The organism is Myxococcales bacterium, assembly GCA_016720545.1.
Taxonomy (GTDB): Bacteria; Myxococcota_A; Polyangia; order Polyangiales; family Polyangiaceae; genus JAAFHV01.
Genome location: JADKKK010000008.1, coordinates 44,142 through 59,759 on the forward strand (window position 1 = coordinate 44,142; position 15,618 = coordinate 59,759).

Here is a 15,618-nt window from a genome sequence, read left to right on the forward strand (position 1 = left end):
GGAGTCCCAGCAGCGCCGGCCGCGAGCGGTATTTTGAAGAAGATCCCTGAGAGCCCCGCGCGCACGGTTCGTGCACGGCCTGAAGAGGACATGCTCCCTTCCGTCGCCCCCTCCGACGTGCCGCCGGCCCGGCGACCGGAGATACGTCTGCGCAAGGCGCCCACCCTGCCGCCGGTCGCTCCGCCGCCGCGGCGGAGCGATCCGCCGCCGGCGCGGCTCGCGATGTCGGCAGCCAACCTGCCCCTGCTGAACGCGACGCCGGATCCCGACTGGCTGGATGAGACGCAGGTCCGTGAGGAGCCCGCGCCGGCCCCGCGCCCGCCCGCCGAAGACGGCGACATCAGCGTGCCTGGCATCACCGAGGTGAAGTCGGTGCTCACGTTCAACCGGCGGCGTCGGACGGGCGCGCGGCTCGACGCGACCACGCAGCAGCTGGACCGGCGGCGGTTGCTGCGCGACGCCGGATTTCTCCCGAGCGTCACCGACGAGGACAGCCCCACCGCACCCGGCGGAGGCCCCCCCTCCTCCGGCCCCCTGCCCTCCTTCCCTTCGGCGCCTAGCATCACCCTCCAGATCCTCCCGACCGGGAGCACCCCCGTGCTCGGCGACGCGTTCGCGCAGCGCGCGCCCGTGCTGGAGCTGATCCCCGACTCGTTCGATCCGGCGGTCGCGCCCGAGCCCGAGACCGTCACGGACCTGGGCCAACACGCGCGCTTCCCTGCGCGAGCGGCCGTCGATGTGCGGCCCGGCCGCGTCGGCACCACGGAGACCTCGGACCCGGGGCTCCAGACCTTCGCGCGCAACGAGGACTGGGGGCGCGAGGCGTACCCCTCCGAGTCGCCCGCCGCGCGCCTGGTGGCGCTCGAGACCTCGGGCGCGCACCCCGCGGAGAGCTCCGACTCGGCCGACGGCCCGGTGTGGAACCTCACGGGGCGGGAGCTCGCCCCTGCCGCCGAGCCCCGGCTCCCGCCGCTCATTCGCTTCGCCGACTCGGCCGACGTCCAGGTCGTCCCTCGCGATTTCAGCGACATCAGCTTCTCCGACGACATCTCGCTCCACCCCGACATGAGCGGCTCGGCGCCCCACGCGCCGCCCGCGCAGGCGACCCCCGGCTTCGCACCCGTGAGCCCGGCCACGCGGCTCGTCGGCGCCGAGGGCGCCGCGCGGACCGCGCCCATCGGCGCGCAGCCCTATTTGGCCCCCGTACCGGCGCCCGCCCAGCCGCAGCAGGGCTTCCCGCCGCCAACGTTCCCACCTCCGGGCGCCTTCGTTCCGCGGGTCGAGTCCCCGCGCGCCTACCCGACCGTGGGCTCCTCCCTCCCGGTGCTTCCGAGCTCCTCGGCGAACACGTTCTCGCCCCGCTTCGGGTTCCCGGGCGCCCCCGGCTCCGAGTCCGGGCAGGTCTCGACCAGCTCCGACGTGTCGCGACACCGGGGCCGTGAGCGCACAGGCTGGACCGCTCCACTCTTGTTCTTGGCCGCGCTGGTCGCCGCGCTCGCCGGGGGATTCTTCTTCCTCCTGCGGGAGCCCGCGCCTGCCACGCCCGCCGCGCCCGCCGCGCCCGCCACGCCAGTCGCAACGGTCGCGATGGCGCCTGCCCCGACGGTCACGACGCCCACTCCTGTCGCGACCGCCGTTCCTGTCACGACCGCCGTTCCTGTCACGACCGCTGCTCCCATCGCGACCGCCGCTCCCGCCGCCGCCACCGCGGCTCCCGCCACGGCAGCGGCTACGCCGACCGCGGCGGCCGCGCGCGCCACACCGGCACCGGCCGCCGCGCCTCGTAAGGCCGCGCCCAGACCCGCGCCGCCCGCGCCGCGTGGGGCCACACCGGCCGCGGCGCCGGCGGCCCCGACGCCCGACGAGGGGCCGAAGGCCCTACCTGCGCCCCCTGCCCCCGCGGCGGCGGAGTCGCCGGCGGCGCCCGCCATGCAGGGCCTCGGCGATCTGCTGAACGGAGCGCTCTGAGCGCCAGCTAGCGGCGCGTCCGCTGATTCGTCGCGGAGCCTCGCGCCTCGCGGAGCCTCGCGCCCCGTATTGCACGGGACGTCGTCGTCGGCTCGCTCGCAGGCTCAGGCCCAGCCGAGCATGCGGTGCAGCACGGGCGCGCCCCACGCGAGCCCTACGACGACCGACACTCCGCTCGCGAGGGTGCCCAAGACGGCAAGCACGCGCGCGCCGGTGGCCTTCTGGCGGCGCAGCGGGAGGGTCGCCACGCCCGCGAGGGCGACCATGCCCACGGCCGCGCCGATGCCGTAGAGGCCCATCGTGAGGAGGCCGCGGGCGAGCGAGGGCTGTTCGGCCGCCACGACGGCCGTGAGCCCGCCGCTGCCGGCGAGCCCGTGGAGGGTGCCCACGAGGAACGGCAGCGCCGTGACCGACGCGGCGGGCGCAGGCGGCTCGATCGCCGGCTCATGCGAGAGGGGCTCGGCGCGCGCGCGGCGAATCCCCCGCACTCCGAGGACCACGAGCATGAAGGCGACGAGGAGCTCCAAGCCGTCGGCCACGCGGCTGGGCATCTCGGCGCGCAGCGCGAAGAGGAGCCCCCCCACGGCGAGCAAGACGGCGCCGTGCCCCGCCCCCCAAGCCGCCGCGAAGCGCAGCGCGGCCCGCCCAGGGCGCGCCCCCGTGACGAGCGTGGAGACCGCCGCGAGGTGATCCGGCTCGAACGCGTGCCGGACGCCGGCGGCGAGCCCCAAGGCGCAGGCGGTGAGTGTCATCCACATCCCGGGCGAGCGTAGCACGGAAGCACCAATGCGTGCTACCTCGCGGGCGCGTTGCTTCGCTGCGCGACTTGCACTACGTGTCGCGCCGGCTAAAAAAGCCAGTAAGGACGCGGGTCGTGTCGACCTCAGGTCCCCCACGAACCCACGCGGAGACGTGTCAGCCATGAAGTTCGGAACGCGCGGGCGAACGCGCCACCTCGCCGGTCTCTGCTGCGCGCTGTCGCTGGCCGGGCTCGGCCTCGCTGCGACCCCCGCCGAGGCCGCGCCACGGCTGCGCCGGCAGTTCAACCTGCACGGCGACTTCGTGATGATCGGCAACACCCTAGGCCAGGAGTGCCGCACGGGCGCGCAGGCCGCGCCCGCGCCGGTCGTGGGCACGGTGGGGGCGTGCGGGACGAACACCACCGACTCGGCGTACGACGTCTTCTGGCGCGCGGACGAGCCCGCCGCCGGGCAGGCGCTCGCGTCCACCGCGATCACTCTGGCGAACGCGCGAAGCACCGCCGTGCTCGGCACCGGCGCACGCGTGGGCGCGCAGCTCCCGGCGGGCGCGAACGTGGTGCACGCCCAGCTCTATTGGGCGGCGACGCTCGTGGCCGGCCCGCCGCGCCCCACCGTGACGCTGGAGCGGCCCGGCGCGTTCGTGGCGACGGTGACCGCACAGGACTCGCTGACGGTGGCGGCCGGCGGAAACGTGTATTATCAGAATACAGCGAACGTCACGTCCGTGGTGCGCCAGTTCGGCACCGGCGCGTACCGCGTGGCGGGGTTCGACTCGCAGCCCGTCGTCGACCAGACCATCAACGACGCCTTCGCGGCGTGGACGCTGGTCGTCGTCTACGACCGCCCCGCCGACCCCGTCCGCAACGTCACCCTGTTCGACGGCCTCGACTTCGTGGAGCTCGGGGGGTCGGCGCAGGTGAACATCTCGGGGTTCCTGGTGCCCACGATGGGCTTTGACGCGAAGCTCGGCGTCGTGGCTTACGAGGGAGACGACGGCGGGCTCGGCGACTCCCTCGCTTTCAAGGCGCGCAGCGCCCCGCTGCCCACCCTGCTCGGGAACGCCCTGAACCCGACGACGAACTTCTTCAACGGCACCCGCTCCGTGTTCGGCCTGCCCGTGAGCCTCGCGGGTGACCTGCCCCAGCAGACCGGCACCGCGCGCAGCATGAGCGGGTACGATCTCGACATCGTCGACATCACGTCGCTCGTACGCGCGGGCGACGACGCGGCCACGATCACCGCGACCTCGACGAACGACAAGTACGCCATCGGCGCGCTCGTCACGTCGGTCTCCACGCTCGCCCCGGACCTCACGACCTCGGTGAAGACCGCGCGGCCGATCTTGGCGAGGCCGGGCGGCGCGATCTTCGTGGGCGACACGATCGAGTTCACCCTCTCGGTGACCAACAGCGGAAACGACGACGCGGTCGGCGTCGTGCTCACCGACGTCGTGCCTGCCGGCTTTACCTACGTGCCAGGGTCCAGCGAGGTGGTGAGCGGCCCGAACCTGGGCGTGAAGACTGACCGAAAAGACCTCGATTCGATCGACTTCGACGACGCGACCCGCACTCTCACGGCCTACCTCGGCGTGGGCGCCGACGGCACGCGCGGCGGCACCCTCGCCGCGGGCGCCGAGACGCGGATCCGCTTTCGCGCCACGATCGGCGCCGGCGCGGGCGGCACCATCCTCGTGAACCAGGGGTCGGTCTCGGCCGCCGGCGGGCGCGGCTCGCCGCGCGACACGTGGGCGACCGACTCGGGCGACGGCGGCTTCCCCGAGCCCACCCCCGTGCCCGTCGACACGTGCGCCGTCGACGCCGACTGCCCCGGCACGCGCTGCGGCCGCGTTCATCCGTACGCGTGCGAGGTGTGCAACGGCGAGCTCGGCTCCGGCGCGTCGCAGGCCTGCATCGACGCGACGAGGCCCGCCTGCAACACCGCGGGCCCGGCGACGGGCAAGTGCACCGAGTGCACGCAGGTGAACGTGACCCGGTGCAACACGCCGGCCGCGCCGACCTGCAATACGGTGGCCGGGACCTGCGCTGGCTGCCTCGTCGACTACGGCGCCGGCGCGAGCCGCGCGTGCCCCACCCCCGCGCTCCCCGTGTGCCTCGTCGGCGGCGCCGACGCGGGGCGCTGCGTGGAATGTGCATCCTACACACAGTGCCCGGGCGCGAAGCCGGTGTGCGCCGGCAACGCCTGCGCGACCTGCACGGTCGACTTCGGGGCGGTCGGCGCGCGCCCCTGCCCGACGACGAACCAGCCCTATTGCACCGCGGCGGGTGCCTGCGCGAAGTGCACGAGCAACGCCGACTGCGTCGGGCGGCCGGGCGGGATCTGCAACCTCACCACCGGCGCGTGCGGCGCGGTCTGCACGACCGACGCCGACTGCACCTCGGCCGAGTGGTGCGCCGCGGGTACGTGCACGCCGAAGACCCCGAACGACCAGCCACTGCCGAACGTCGCGCCGATCTCGGGCGACTGCACGCCGCAGAACGGCCGGCGTGCGTGCGTCTCCGCTGCGTGCTTCGAACCCGACGATCGCTGCGGCCTCCCCAATGGAGAGCTCTGCGGTCCGCCCGCCGCCGACGCGGTGTGCCGGAGCGCAGTGTGCTTCCAGCCGGATCAGCGCTGCGGCCTGCCGAAGGGCGAGCCGTGCACGAAGGCTGTCGTGTGCCGGAGCGCCATCTGCGCGGCCGACGGGCGGTGCGGCGAGTGCAAGAGCGACGCCGACTGCGGCGCCGAGACGAGCGGCCGCGTCTGCGACGACGGCACCTCGCTCTGCCGAGCGGGGTGCCGCGGCCGCGGTGGGAACCGCTGCGCCGGGGCGCTGATCTGCACGTCCACGACGGAGGCCATCGGCTCGTGCGGGGAGGCCCCGCGCGACGCCGGCCCGCCGGACGCCGCCGACGCGGCCCCAGCCCCCGTCGACGCGGCCCCCCCGCCCGCGCCGTCCGCGCCGCCGCCTCGCGCCACCCCCGAGCCCGAGCCCGACGGTGTGGCGCTCGAGGGCGGCGGGTGCACCTGCGACACCTCGCACGCCAGCACCTCTTCGGCGGGCGCGCTCGCATCTCTCGCCCTCGGGGTGATGCTGCTCGCGTCGCGTCGCAAGCGAAGCTGACCGCGAGATGGACCAAGCCGACGAGCCCACGTCCGCGCAGCGCCCCTCGTCCGCGCCGCCCCCGCGGCCCGGTCACCGGCACGCGCTGCTCGTGATCCACAGCCCGACCGGCGAGACGCTCGGCCAGCGGCTGGAGGTGAACGGCTCGGTCGTGCTCGGGCGCCACGGGGGAGGCCCCACCGACGCGTGCGACGACCGCACGCTCTCGCGCGCGCACGCGCGGCTCGTGGCCGACGAAAGCGGTCTCGTGGCCCACGATCTGGGCAGCGCGAACGGCACCTTCGTGAACGGCGAGCGCATCGACCGGTCGATCTCAGCCGCGCTCTGCCCGGGAGACGTGCTCGAGCTCGGGGAGCTGGCGCTCCTCGTCGACCCCGCAGCGGCGCCGGCGGAGGCCACCCCACGGAAGGGCCTGATCGTGCGCTCCGCGGCGACGGCCGCGCACCTCGAGGCCCTGGATCGGGCTGCGGCCGGCCAGCAGCACGTCTTCGTGTACGGACCGGCCGGCGCCGGGAAGACCGCGGCCGCCCTGGAGCTCCACCGAGCGTCGCAGCGCCAGCGGCGCGGCGCGCCCGTGTTCGCCTACTGCGACCGGCCCGGTGAGCTCGCGGGCCTCCTCGCCGAGCTCGTCGCCGGCGAGGGGCGCTTCAACGAGGCGTCCACGCTGGTGCTCGAGTCGCTCGATTCGACCGCCCCGGACGAGCTGCAGAGGCTCCCCGCGGTGTGCGGCCTGTCTCGCGAGCGCGGAGTGCGCGTGGTGATGTGCTCGCGCACTTCTCCCATCGACCTCGTCACGGAGCACGAAGGCCTCTCGCGCGTGGTGGCGGGGGCGTTCGCGCTCGAGGTGCCCGGCCTGGAGGCGCGCCGCGAGGAGATCCCGTGGCTCGTGCGGCATTTCTTCGAGCCGTTCGGGGCGAGCGCGCCTGACCTGCCGCGGGCGTTCGTCTCCGAGCTCGTGCGCGGCGCGCCGGCGGCCGTCGACCCCGCGTCGTTCGAGCAGTCGCTACTTGCCCACGCCATGGGCCGCGCAGACTTCCCCGGCGAAATACGTGGACTCTACACGCAACTGGACGCCGGCGTCGGGCTGGTCGCCGTGGGCCAGGAGCTCCGCGACTCCCGACGCGCGGCCGCCGACGAGGCGGAGTCGATGCCGCCGCGTCGAGCGGTCCTCGTGGCGCGCGACGGCACCTTCGTCCAGGCGGGCCGCGAGCGCGCGCACCTGCGGGGTCGGCGGGCGCTGCGCAGCGCGCTCGAGCGCCTGGTCGCCAACGCCGAGACGACGCCGTGGGAGTCCGTGCCCGTGCAGGAGCTGTTCGACCTTGGCTGGTCGACCCCGAGCCCAGATCCGGTCGCCGCGGCTTCCCGCGTGTACCTCGCGCTCGCCACCTTGCGGCGCGTAGGCCTGGCGGGGCACGTCGAGCGCACCGCGGCGGGGTACCGCCTCATGCACTCGCGCGAGCTGCGCGTGGTCGACGGCGCCGCGAGCGAGCCCCCGGCGGCCGGATGAACGCGCCGTCCCCCCGAGCGCGTCACGGCCCCGACACGCGCGCGTCGATCACGACGTCGCCCTCCGCGACACCGTCCACCGCGCCCGCCGCGCGCCCAATCCTCGTGTACTCGCCGTCGAGGTGCGGCGTTCGCGACAGCGTGATGAAGAGCTGGCTCGAGCCCGTGTCTCGTCCCGCCAGCGCCATGCCGACGTCAAGCGCGGCGAACGGCGCTGGGGAGGTCTCGCAGCGCAGCGGCACACCGGCGCCGCCGTAGCCGTCTCCGTCGGGATCGCCGAACTGCAGGACGAAGCCTGGCACGACGCGGTGGGCCACGATGCCCTTGTAGAACCCGGCCCGCGCGAGGGCGGCGACATGCGCCACCGTCACCGGAGAGAGCTCCGGCTCGAGGCGCAGGACGATCTCGCCCGCTTCGAACACCAGGGTCACGGTGACCCCCTCGGCGGCTACGGCCACGTGCCCGCCAGCCTCACCGGCCTCACCGGCGGCGCCGGCGGCCGATCTCACGGCGCTCACGGTGGCGCCCGCGACGCCCGCATCACCGGCCGACGCGCCCGGCCGCCCGGGGCATGCCCGTGCTTGCCCGAGCGAGCGGAGCGCCTTCTCCGCACGCTCGCGCATGGTCACGTTCGGCGACGCGCACGCCTCGGTCGCGACCTTCGCCGCGAGAGGGTGGCCGACGGCCACGGCGGCCTCCATCAGTGAGAGGCGCGTCTCGAAGCGATCGGCAGGCCAAGCCCGCGCGAGTGCGCCCTCGATCGCCTTGGCGAGCGCGGGATCCAGCTCCTTCGCCGGAGTCGCGCTGGGAGGTGGGGCGCGGGGATCGAGCGCCGCGTGACGCTCGCGCGCGGCGAGGACCATGGTGCGCTCGGGGTGCGCGACCACGACGTCGGCGGCGGTGGCGACGAGACCGGCCTTGTCGCTGGCGAGCGCTTCGCCGAGCAGCTCACGCCCCGCGTCGCCGACCTCCGGGTGCGTGCCGAGGGCCTCGATGGCGGCCTCGCGCACACGGAGGTGCGGTGAGCGCGCCAGGGCCATGAACGCCACCTTGCGCCCGCCGTGGAGGGGGCGCCGCAGCACGGCCCTTTCAGGGTGGCCCGCTGCTGGACGAACGATCCCGGCTCGGCACACCTGACGAGGCCGGAGACGTCGTAGCCCGCGAGCGCGAGGGTGAGCGCGGAGGCGCAGCGCAGCTCGTCGATGCGCCTCGACAACAGCGGATCGCTCTTCGACCCCGCTGGGCGCTCGAGCCGCATCAGCGCGCTGAGCACCGGATGGGCCCGGGCGGGTGAGACCTCCCCGAGCGCGTCGATGAGCGCGAGCAGCACGCCTATCTGTGGCCCGCGCAGGCTGGCGATGAACGCCGCATCTTGATCGGGCACGAGGTTCAGCAGCGCGGCCGCCGCCGCGCCCTGTCCCGCGTCGTCGAGCCGCGCGAGGCCGCGAGCCGCCTCCGCGCGCTCCGCGGCGGTGTAGCGGGTGGTGGCCGAGGCCACCGCGCCGAGCTCGCTCGCGCCCGCCGGCCCGAGCTTCGCGAGCGTCTTCACGACGAGCACCCGCTCGTCGGACGGCCTCGCGAGCGCGGCGCGCGCAGCGGTCAGCACAGCCGGGGCCTCCTTCGGGCCGTGGGTCACGCGTGAGAGCGGATGAAACACGACGTCCATCCCGGGGAGGGGCGCCGCCGCAACCAGCGCCGCGACCGTCGCCGGGCGCAGAGACTTGCGCCGGACCGCGAGGTCTCCAAGGCCGAGCGCTGCAGGTGTACTATACACACTTCTGGCGCTGAGCCACGAGACCAGCGCGTCCTCGGCGAGGGGCGTCGCGCACCGCCCCACCGCGCGCGCGAGGGCGATCGGAGGCGCGAACACGCCCCGCGGCGAGAGCCCCGCCGAGCTCGACGCGGCCCCTGCCGCCTCGAGCGACGCCGCGCGCGCGACGAGAGCCTTCACGTGAGCGTCCTCGTGGCCCTTGCACGTGTAGCCAAGGCCGTAGGCGGCCCAGCTCACGACCTCGGGGTCGGCGTCGGCGAGGAGCTTCACGAGCTCGGCCTCCGCGCCCTCGTCCGCGATGCGCGCGTAGCTGCGCGCGGCGAGCCGACGCTCGGCGTCGCTGCGGCTCGCGAGCGCGGAGGCCGGCACGCGCGCGCTGTCGCGGAGGTCGGCGGCGACCACGAAGACGGCGGTGTCGAGCGCTGGAGTGGCCGCGCGCGCCGCGCCCGCTTCAGCCGGCTCGGGGGGCGCCCCACGGCTGCAGCCGGCGAGCCCGAGCGCCACGACGAGCGCCAAGGCGCGACCGCGCGGGAGAGCCCGGACGCCGTAGGCGGTCCCCACCAGCCGCGCGCCCGTGTGTGAGCGTCTGCGGCGCCCGCGACCGACCTGGTGACGGGTCATGCGAGCCGCCCGTCGAGCCACACGGCCGCGCGCTCGCGGGCGTCGCGCGCCGCCCGGAGCAGCGCTCCGCCGGGCGCGGCCGCGGGCTCCTCGACGACCGTCAGGCCCTGGCGCCAGAAATGTCCTGCGGCGCGGGGCATGTGCCACGCGCACGTGACGAGCCGGACGCGCGTGATGCCGCGACGGGCGAGCAGCCCGGCCACGAAGCGCGCGTTCTCACCGGTGGTCATGGAGCAGCGCTCGCGGACGACGCGCGCGCGAGGGATTCCGCGCGCCACGAGCTCCTCCGCGAAGGCGTCGGCCTCGACCCGCTCGCTCCACGCACGGCCGCCCGCGCACACGACGAAATCGTCGAGCCCGGCGCTCGCGAGGAACGCCCGCGCGCACGCCTCCACCCGCCGGAGCGCAGCGCCCGCGAGGACCGGGGTCTCGGGCCTGCAGCCGAGCACGACAAAGGCGGTCGCCGGCGACGGCGAGGAGGCGGAGACGGACGTGCCCACGGGGCGATTGTGTGGGGATTCCGAGCGCCAAGCAACCGTTCCCCCGACGGCCGATGGCGGTCCCCCAGGCGCTTCCGACATTGACGAGGCCGACGCGGTGGCCCTATTTGTGGAGCCGCCCGTGTCGCCTCGACGGTCGCGAAGGGTGGCGAAGCTGGAGCCGCGAATGTTAGTGACGTTCTGGGGCGTTCGAGGCAGCGTTCCCGTCCCTGGTGCCGACACGCTCGCGTTCGGTGGAAACACGAGCTGCCTCGAGGTCCGCGCGGGCCGCGCCCTGCTCATTTTTGACGCCGGGACGGGCCTTCGCATGCTGGGCCGGAAGCTCGTCCACGAGGGGCCGATCGACGCCCACCTGTTCTTCAGCCACGTCCACTGGGACCACATTCAAGGGTTTCCGTTCTTCGAGCCGGCCTTCATCGCGGGCAACACCATCACCCTCTACGGCGGCAGCCACGTGAGCCGCACCCTGGAGGAGACCCTGGCCGGTCAGATGCACCGCCCGCACTTCCCCGTTCACCTGGAGGACCTCGACGCGACCATGCGGTTCGTCGAGATCGCAGACGACCGGGTGGTCATGCTCGACGACGGCGCCGGCGGCCACGTGGAGGTGCGCGCGACCCGCGGCAACCACCCGGACGGGGTGTGGGCGTTCCGCGTCGATCACGGCGGCGCGAGCGTGATGTACGCGACCGACACCGAGCCCGACGCGAGCATCGACGCCGACCTCGTCCGCCTCGCAGGCGGGGTCGACGTCCTCGTGTGCGACGCGCAATACACCCCCGAGGAGTACGCCGGGACGGTCGGCCATGGGGGCTCGAAGGTCGGCTGGGGCCACAGCACGTTCGTCGCAGCGACCGAGCTCGCGCGGGTGGCGGGAGCCAAGCGGCTCCTCCTGTTTCACCACGATCCGGCCCAGAGCGACGCCGACGTGCGCGAGAAGGAGCGCCGCGCGCGCGAGCTCTTCGCGGCCGCCCACGCGGCGTACGAAGGGCTCACCATCGACCTGGCGCGCGACCTGGCGCGGGAGCCCGAGCCCCCGGGATAGGTGCACACGGGGGACGGGTCCCCGTCGCGTTCTCCGAGCGAGAGCGGGAGCTCACCAGGCCTACGGCGCCGCGCTGACAGCGCCGCAGCCACGCTGAGCGACCTCGTGATATCCTACGGAGACGTATGTTGCATCGCCTCGCTTTGGTGTCTCCCCGTCGGCCTCGTCCTCGCGTGCACCGGAGACACCCCGCTCCCGCCCTGCACCCAGGGAGGAGACTGCGCCTCCGGGGCGTGTGAGGCCGGCGTCTGCGTCGACCCGCCCACGTGCACGGACGGCCGGAAGAACGGCGACGAGTCCGACCTCGACTGCGGCGGCTCTTGCGCGGCTGGCGGCGGCTCCACCTGCGCGACGGGCAAGGCGTGCACCAATGGGGACGACTGCCAGTCGGGTCAGTGCGAGGCGAAGGTGTGTGCCCCCGTGCTCTGCAAGAACGGCCGTCTCGACCCCGGCGAGTCCGACGTCGACTGCGGGCAGGCGTGCGGGCCGTGTGCCAACGGCAAGAAGTGCCAGGCCGCATCCGACTGCACGAGCCTCTCGTGCGACGCGACCGTCTGCGGGATCCCCGACTGCACGAACGGCGTACAGGACGGAAGGGAGACGGGAAACGACTGCGGCGGTCCGTGCACGGACACTCCGCGCCCGGCGGAGTGCAAGAACACCTGCAAGGCGTGCGAGGTAGGCAGCGCGTGCACCTTGCCGCGCGACTGCGCTTCGCGCCGCTGCATCAACAACACCTGCGCCCCCTGAGCGCGGCGCCGCTTGCGCTGCACGACCTCGCGCTGAGCTGGCGCCCAGGGCTCATCGGGCGCGTATCCGCGCTCCGACATCGGCTGCGCCGGGCGCGTTCCCTGATTGGCAATCACGGGTGGTCGACGCGGGCCTCGTCGCGCGACCCGCGAGGCTGGGCGAGGGCAGCGGCAGGGCATCGGGAGGTCGCCTGCGTGGACTCGCAGCGCCCCCCGAAGGCCGTCGAACGCGCCCGTTCACCGTGCCCGGCGCTCAGCCCTCGGGGCGCTTCACGTGGCGTGGCCGCATGGTGCCGTGGACCTCCCCTGCGGCCGCGTAGACGAGCTCGCCGCGCGCGCCGGGGTCGATCTCGGCGGCGTTCGCCTCGTCGGTGTCGATGTGCATCTCGAGCACGAACTTCGGGCTCACGCGCACGAGCACGTCTCCGAACGTGAGCCGCCGCGGACCGCCGGTGACCTCGACCTCCACCTCGTCGCCGTCGGCCACTCCGCGGAGCTCAGCGTCGGCCGGCGACATGTGGATGTGGCGCTTCGCGCAGATGAGACCCTCGGCGAGCGTGACCTTCCCCTTCGGTCCCTCGACGGTGATCTGGGCGGAGCCCTCGGTCTTGCCGGAGTCGCGGATCGGCGCGTCGACGCCGAGCTTGAACTCGTCGGTGCGTGAGATCTCGATCTGGTTTCGCGAGCGGAGCGGCCCGAGCAGCCGCACGGCGTCGATGCGCCCGCGAGGCCCGTGAAGGTTCACGGTCTCCTCGCAGGCGTACTGCCCAGGCTGCGAGATGTCGCGCTTCTTGGTGGGCGTGGCGTCGGCGCCGAAGAGCTCGGCGAAGGTCGCGGCGTCGAGGTGGAGGTGCCGGGCGCTCACGGCGATGGGGATGGGCGGGGCCGGCGCGCGCTCCACGAGAGCGCGAAGGAGCTGGGCGGCCTGCCGCGCCATTGAGAGCTCCTCGTCGGTCTTCACGGCGAGCGCGGCGACCCGCGAGTTGGCGGCGGTGATGAGCGCGGTGGGCGCGGCAGAGGTGGGCCGCGCCTCGGCGTTCCGGTCCTCGTCGAGCACGAGCCCCAGAAACTCGAACCGCTGAAGGATGCGCTGGCGCATGCTCGCGCTGTTCTCGCCAATGCCCCCCGTGAGCACGACCGCGTCGAGCCCACCCATCGACGCCGCGTAGGCGCCTACGTACTTGCGCACGCGGTGCGAGAACACGGTGATCGCGAGGCGGCAGCGGTCGTTTCCCGCGTCCGCAAGGCGCTCGATGTCCCTAAGATCATTCGATATTCCAGACAGTCCCGCGAGCCCGCTCTCGCGGTTCAGGCAGCGCTCGAGGCGCCCGTGGTCCCACCCGGCCGCGAGGAGCGCCAGGATCGCGCCGGGGTCGAGATCGCCGCAGCGCGTGCCCATGACGAGGCCCTCGAGCGGGGTCATGCCCATGCTCGTCTCGGTCGAGTGGCCGAGCTCGACGGCGCACGCGCTCGCGCCGTTGCCGAGGTGCAGCGTCACGAGGCGCAGCTCGTTCAGAGGACGCTTCAGATGCGCGGCGGCGAGCTCGGCGACGTAGGCGTGCGATGTGCCGTGGAAGCCGAAGCGGCGGATGCCATGGCGCGCGGCGAGCTCCGGATCGATCGCGTAGGTGTGCGCACGCCGCGGCATCCGCGCGTGGAACGCGGTGTCGAACACTGCGACGTGCGGCAGCGCGGGGAGCGCGCGCCGCGCCGCCCGGATGCCTGCGAGGTTCGCGGGGTTGTGGAGCGGCGCGAGGGGCACGCACGCCTCGATCGTGCGCTCGACGGCGTCGTCGATGAGCGTGGCGCTCGTGAGGTCGAGGCCCCCGTGCACCACGCGGTGCGCGACGGCTGTGAGGGGTTTGTCCTTCGCGCGCTCGAGCGCCGCCGCCAGGACCGCGGCGACCGCCGACTCGTGCGTGGTGCCGCCCTCACCGACGCGCTCGATCTTCGCGTCGTGCAGGCTCTCCCCGGTGGAGGGGTCGAGGAGGCGCGCCTTGAGGGAGGAGGAGCCGGCGTTCAGGACCAGGATCGTCATGCCGATCTTGTACCCCGTCTCGCGGCCGAGTCGGCGCGCTTCGCGCACGCGAGGGCGCTCAGTCGATGGGGGAGTCGAGGGCCTCGAAGAGGGTGCCGAGCATGCGGTAGGTCATGCCCCAGAGCACCCGGTCGCGGGGGGCGAGGCGGAAGCAAGGCACCTCGTGCTCGCGGCCCTCCCACGTGAAGCGGAAGGTGCCCTTGCCGTGACCGCGCACGAACGCGTCGAGCGGCACCCAGAGCGTGTCGGCCACCTCGGCCGCGCTCGGCGTGAGCTCGGCGGCTTCGCGCAGCGCGAACACGAACGGCGTCACCACGAGGCTCGGCCTCGTGCGGCTCGTGCGAGGCGCGGGGACGTCGGGCAGCCGGGCGACGAGCTCCGCGCGCCCGAGCTCGAGCCCCAGCTCTTCGCGGGTCTCACGCACCACCGTCGCGAGCAAGGAGGCGTCGGTGGGGTCTCTGCGGCCGCCGGGGAACGCCACGTGCCCCGACCACGGATCGCGCGGGTGCTCGGCCCGCTCGATGAACAGCACCTCGGTCCCGGTCGGCTCCTGCCGAAGAATGGCCGCCACGGCGGCCCGCGGCGCGGGGTCCGCGGGGTCGACGTGATCGTGTCGCTCGAGGCGCGCGGCGAGCATCGCGACGATCGTCTCGAGGCTCTCCATCGTCAGCGCCGGGCCCCTGGTTCGTGCGCCTCGCGCTCGCGACCGGCCACGGCCGCGCGCTGCTCGAGGACCTCGAGGATGCCCATCCTCTTCATGATGCTCGACGCGAGCGAGGGCGCGAGCTCGCGGAACGCGAGGAGCGGCCGGATGGGGCCCGGCGTGACGAGCTCTTCGCTCGACCCGCGCAGCACCGCCACGAGTCCGGCGGCGACCTGCTCGGGCGACACCTCACGCAGCATCGCGGGCGCCCGCACGCCGGTGCTGGCCCACATGCCCGAACCCGAGATGAAGCTCGGGCACACCACGCCCGCGTGCACGCCCGTACCCTCGAGCTCCATCGTGAGCGATGACGTGAAGCCGTTCAGCCCGAACTTGGTGGCCGCGTAAATGGAGTTGTAGGGCGTGGCCGACTTCCCCGACATCGAGGAGATCATCGCGATCGCCCCGCGACCTCGCGCGAGCATGCCCGGCAGCACCCGGCGGGTCAGCTCGATGGGGGCGACGAGGTTCGTCTCGATCTGGCCGCGCACGTCGTCGTCGGTCTGGTCCGTGACCCGCACGGTGACCTCGACGCCGGCGTTGTTGACGAGCGCGTCGACCTCGCCGGCGCGCTCGAGCAGGCGCGCGCGGTCGGTCGCCGACTGCACGTCGCACGCCACCACGACGACCCGCGCGCCGAGCGCCTCGCACTCGGCCCGGACCCCCTCGAGCTTCGCCTCGTCGCGGGCGGAGAGCACGAGGTGCATCCCCTCGGTCGCGAGCCGCTTCGCCAGGGTGACGCCAATGCCACGGGACGCGCCGGTGATGAGCGCCGTTCGGCCCCTGAGATCGTCGAGCATGCCGCAGCGTACCCCAGCCTCGCCCGGGGCGCGCG

The 15,618-nt window shown here is 74.2% G+C and carries 12 protein-coding genes; 5 read left to right on the forward strand and 7 right to left on the reverse strand.

The genetic code is table 11. The annotated features are described in order from the left end of the window. Nucleotides 1-90 precede the first annotated feature (90 nt). On the forward strand, nt 91-1,968 hold the full coding sequence (locus IPQ09_17155) for a hypothetical protein (GenBank protein MBL0195915.1): 1,878 nt from the start codon (nt 91-93) through the stop codon (nt 1,966-1,968). Nucleotides 1,969-2,072: 104 nt separating this feature from the next. Here IPQ09_17155 and IPQ09_17160 read toward each other — a convergent pair whose 3' ends face one another. Next, nucleotides 2,073-2,726: a hypothetical protein gene (locus IPQ09_17160; GenBank protein ID MBL0195916.1), complete on the reverse strand. Its 654-nt coding sequence runs from the start codon at nt 2,724-2,726 to the stop codon at nt 2,073-2,075. A gap of 163 nt (nt 2,727-2,889) precedes the next feature. Here IPQ09_17160 and IPQ09_17165 point away from each other — a divergent pair, with 163 nt between their 5' ends. Then, the gene (locus IPQ09_17165; GenBank protein MBL0195917.1) at nt 2,890-5,850 is read left to right on the forward strand and encodes a DUF11 domain-containing protein; all 2,961 of its coding nucleotides are present in this window, start codon (nt 2,890-2,892) and stop codon (nt 5,848-5,850) included. Between the two features lie 7 nt (nt 5,851-5,857). Further along, entirely contained in the window at nt 5,858-7,357 is a 1,500-nt protein-coding gene (locus tag IPQ09_17170; protein ID MBL0195918.1) for an FHA domain-containing protein, read from the forward strand. A 22-nt stretch (nt 7,358-7,379) separates the two neighbouring features. Here the strand turns inward: IPQ09_17170 and IPQ09_17175 are convergent, their stop codons facing one another. From IPQ09_17175 to IPQ09_17185, 3 genes are all read right to left on the reverse strand, one after another. Beyond that, entirely contained in the window at nt 7,380-8,045 is a 666-nt protein-coding gene (locus IPQ09_17175; protein ID MBL0195919.1) for a peptidylprolyl isomerase, read from the reverse strand. An 11-nt stretch (nt 8,046-8,056) separates the two neighbouring features. Continuing rightward, on the reverse strand, nt 8,057-9,643 hold the full coding sequence (locus tag IPQ09_17180; GenBank protein ID MBL0195920.1) for a hypothetical protein: 1,587 nt from the start codon (nt 9,641-9,643) through the stop codon (nt 8,057-8,059). 101 nt (nt 9,644-9,744) lie between these two features. Beyond that, nucleotides 9,745-10,248: a YdcF family protein gene (locus IPQ09_17185; GenBank protein MBL0195921.1), complete on the reverse strand. Its 504-nt coding sequence runs from the start codon at nt 10,246-10,248 to the stop codon at nt 9,745-9,747. 166 nt (nt 10,249-10,414) lie between these two features. On the opposite strand from IPQ09_17185, the gene IPQ09_17190 reads away from it, so the two are divergent. Both IPQ09_17190 and IPQ09_17195 read left to right on the forward strand, forming a co-directional pair. Further along, nucleotides 10,415-11,293 carry an MBL fold metallo-hydrolase gene (locus IPQ09_17190; protein MBL0195922.1) on the forward strand — a complete coding sequence of 293 codons (879 nt, stop codon included), beginning with the start codon at nt 10,415-10,417 and terminating at the stop codon, nt 11,291-11,293. A gap of 105 nt (nt 11,294-11,398) precedes the next feature. Beyond that, the gene (locus IPQ09_17195; protein MBL0195923.1) at nt 11,399-12,043 is read left to right on the forward strand and encodes a hypothetical protein; all 645 of its coding nucleotides are present in this window, start codon (nt 11,399-11,401) and stop codon (nt 12,041-12,043) included. A 252-nt stretch (nt 12,044-12,295) separates the two neighbouring features. Here IPQ09_17195 and IPQ09_17200 read toward each other — a convergent pair whose 3' ends face one another. Genes IPQ09_17200 through IPQ09_17210 form a run of 3 tightly spaced genes read right to left on the reverse strand, consistent with a single transcriptional unit; the run spans nt 12,296 to nt 15,583 of the window. Next, nucleotides 12,296-14,080, reverse strand: a complete 1,785-nt coding sequence (locus tag IPQ09_17200) for an acetate/propionate family kinase (protein MBL0195924.1) — start codon at nt 14,078-14,080, stop codon at nt 12,296-12,298. A gap of 58 nt (nt 14,081-14,138) precedes the next feature. Continuing rightward, nucleotides 14,139-14,744, reverse strand: coding sequence for a CoA pyrophosphatase (locus tag IPQ09_17205; GenBank protein MBL0195925.1), 606 nt, complete (start codon nt 14,742-14,744; stop codon nt 14,139-14,141). Between the two features lie 2 nt (nt 14,745-14,746). Further along, entirely contained in the window at nt 14,747-15,583 is an 837-nt protein-coding gene (locus tag IPQ09_17210; protein ID MBL0195926.1) for an SDR family NAD(P)-dependent oxidoreductase, read from the reverse strand. Nucleotides 15,584-15,618 lie beyond the last annotated feature (35 nt).